Source organism: Arcicella sp. GW458-12-2-14-TSB2 (genome assembly GCF_059423785.1).
In genome coordinates this window covers 1-2,272 of the sequence record NZ_JBWKYN010000322.1, presented here as the reverse complement: position 1 = coordinate 2,272, position 2,272 = coordinate 1, and the positions used below count along the sequence as shown (strand labels likewise).

Annotated in this window: 2 protein-coding genes; both read left to right on the top strand. The window is 33.8% G+C overall.

Annotated features, from left to right (window positions below):
- The first annotated feature begins 152 nt into the window (after positions 1 to 152).
- On the top strand, positions 153 to 926 hold the full coding sequence (locus tag AC07XN_RS24125) for a hypothetical protein (RefSeq protein ID WP_494744901.1): 774 nt from the start codon (positions 153 to 155) through the stop codon (positions 924 to 926).
- Positions 927 to 1,095: 169 nt separating this feature from the next.
- The gene (locus tag AC07XN_RS24120) at positions 1,096 to 1,872 is read left to right on the top strand and encodes a hypothetical protein (RefSeq protein ID WP_494744900.1); all 777 of its coding nucleotides are present in this window, start codon (positions 1,096 to 1,098) and stop codon (positions 1,870 to 1,872) included.
- Positions 1,873 to 2,272: the final 400 nt, after the last annotated feature.

Below are 2,272 nucleotides of genomic sequence, written 5' to 3'. Positions count from 1 at the left end.
AGGGACTTAAGTCCCTCGCTAGAGATAGGAAATTTACGTAAAATCTGTTACGTATAGTAACTAATCGTTTTTTTATATAACTTTAAAAGCCTTTCGAAGCAATTCAAAAGGCTTCTGTTTTTTACACAATAAACTTTAATACTATTATCCCCATGCTACAACACTATACAAAAATCACATTACTCCTCCTTATTTTAATAATAGGAGGTTGCTCATCTAAAAAACCAGATGATATTACCCCCAAAGAAGCCGTAACTCTCTTACCACAAACACTAACGATTGAGTCTTTTTACGAAAAGACTCCTACTAATCTTGCGTTCGTTTGGCAAGATACTATCATAACGTCGTATACTATCACAAGCATTAATGCTAATAAGGATACGGATTTTGTCAGGACGTATGATTTTACTAGAAATAGTCAGAATTTAATTCAGACCAAAAAATATACCTATCAAGGGGCTGATTATCCAGATGGAAGCAGTACTTATGAATATCATTATAATGAAGATGGAACAGAGATGTCTTTACCTGATCATCAAACATGGCTTTATAATAGCAACAGACAGTTGATTAAATATTATTCTGGCAACCCCAACACTTCGTTTTATAGCTACGACTATGATAATAGTGGACAGTTGACGCGGTTCCGTAACAAAGATGGTAGTCGAGACATTACTTATAGCATGAGTTCATTTACGTCTGTTGTGAATCCGTTGTATTTATTGGCTGAGAAAACTCAATTTCTAGCCTTAGGTTATCCTAACGAAATCGTTACGTTGTTTTGTTCTAAAATGATTCCGAGGTCATTTATTTTTAGTGGCATACCGAACTACGTAGATTACAGCTTAGACGACCAGCAACGTGTGAACACTATTACAGTAACCTATAATGGTAATGTATTGAATAAATTTACGTTTGGATATTGATGTGGGCTTTCGGCTGTGCTTATATTAACTTGTATGAGTAATAGGTGGTCAACAAATAGTGGGTTGCTTGTCAATTCCCAAGGCTGACCACCCAATTTGGTAACACAATCAGCCCCGCAATTAAGAGGCTTTTTGCTTATTACATAATCTACCTTTAACACCATAAATCATGTTACAATGCTACAAAACTATTGCTCTATTGATGGCTGTTTTAGTTTTAGGAGGTTGCTCTTCAAAAAAATCAGATGAGATTCAACCACAAGCAACAAGCTCGTCGCTCCCGAAAACCCTGAAAATTGATTCTTACAGCAACGAATACCCTACCTACCGTACTTTTGTTTGGAAAGACGAACTTTTAACTTCTTATACTGAAACAACAAGAAATACTACAACCAATAAGGATATTGTTTCTACTTATGAATTTACTAGAAATAATAAAAATCTAAGTATAAGCGAAAAATATACTTCTGAGGGTGCCTATAGCAAAACTACTGATTATATATACAATATTGATGATACCGAAATTAAGTCAGGGAATTTCAGCAAATGGATTTATAATAACAAAGGACAAGTAATAAAAATAGTTTATGGTAATGAAGGTGGAGCCTTTTATAGTTTCTACAGCCATAATTATGATAGTAATGGACAGTTGACAGACCTACGTTACAAAGAATACTCTTATGACTATACCTATTACTTAACTGAATTTACAACAGTAAAGAACCCCTTGTATATACTGTCTGAAAAAACTCAGTTTTTAAAATTATCATCTTCTTTTACGAATATTATTTTAAGTTGTTCTAAAATGATTCCAAAATCATTTAATTCTTATGGTGCCCAATACCCATATTATATAACGTATAGCTTAGACGACCAGCAACGCGTGAACACTATTACAGTAACCTATAATGGTAATGTATTGAATAAATTTACGTTTGGATATTAGTAGCACGAGTTTCCAACTCGTAAATAACACACGAGTTGAAAACTCGTGCTACGGCTTGAAAAAAATGGTCGGTATTCTTATTTGAAATGACCTATTCTCAAAAAATAGCAGGTTTTGAGCTTGTAATGTTATGCTCGACTTTCTCTTGTCGGGGTTTATTGATAGTAGTGTGTCGTTGTTTTCTACTGCTAAACTATATACAAGAAGCAATACGACACAAACCAAAGTATTTGAACTGTGTATTTATTGATGTAAAATGCAGTTTTATGTATGCAAAATTAATAAGCAGAATTGCTGTGTGTAGGAATAAAGTTTCGAGATATTGCGAGATTCTTCGAGAATCTCGCAATATCTCGAAACTTTTCATTCTTAGACTGTTCATGTAGCACGAGTTTTCAAC

Coding starts and splice junctions, on each gene's coding strand:
- AC07XN_RS24125 (WP_494744901.1), top strand. CDS start 153: ATGCTACAACACTATACAAAAATCACATTACTCCTCCTTATTTTAATA.
- AC07XN_RS24120 (WP_494744900.1), top strand. CDS start 1,096: ATGTTACAATGCTACAAAACTATTGCTCTATTGATGGCTGTTTTAGTT.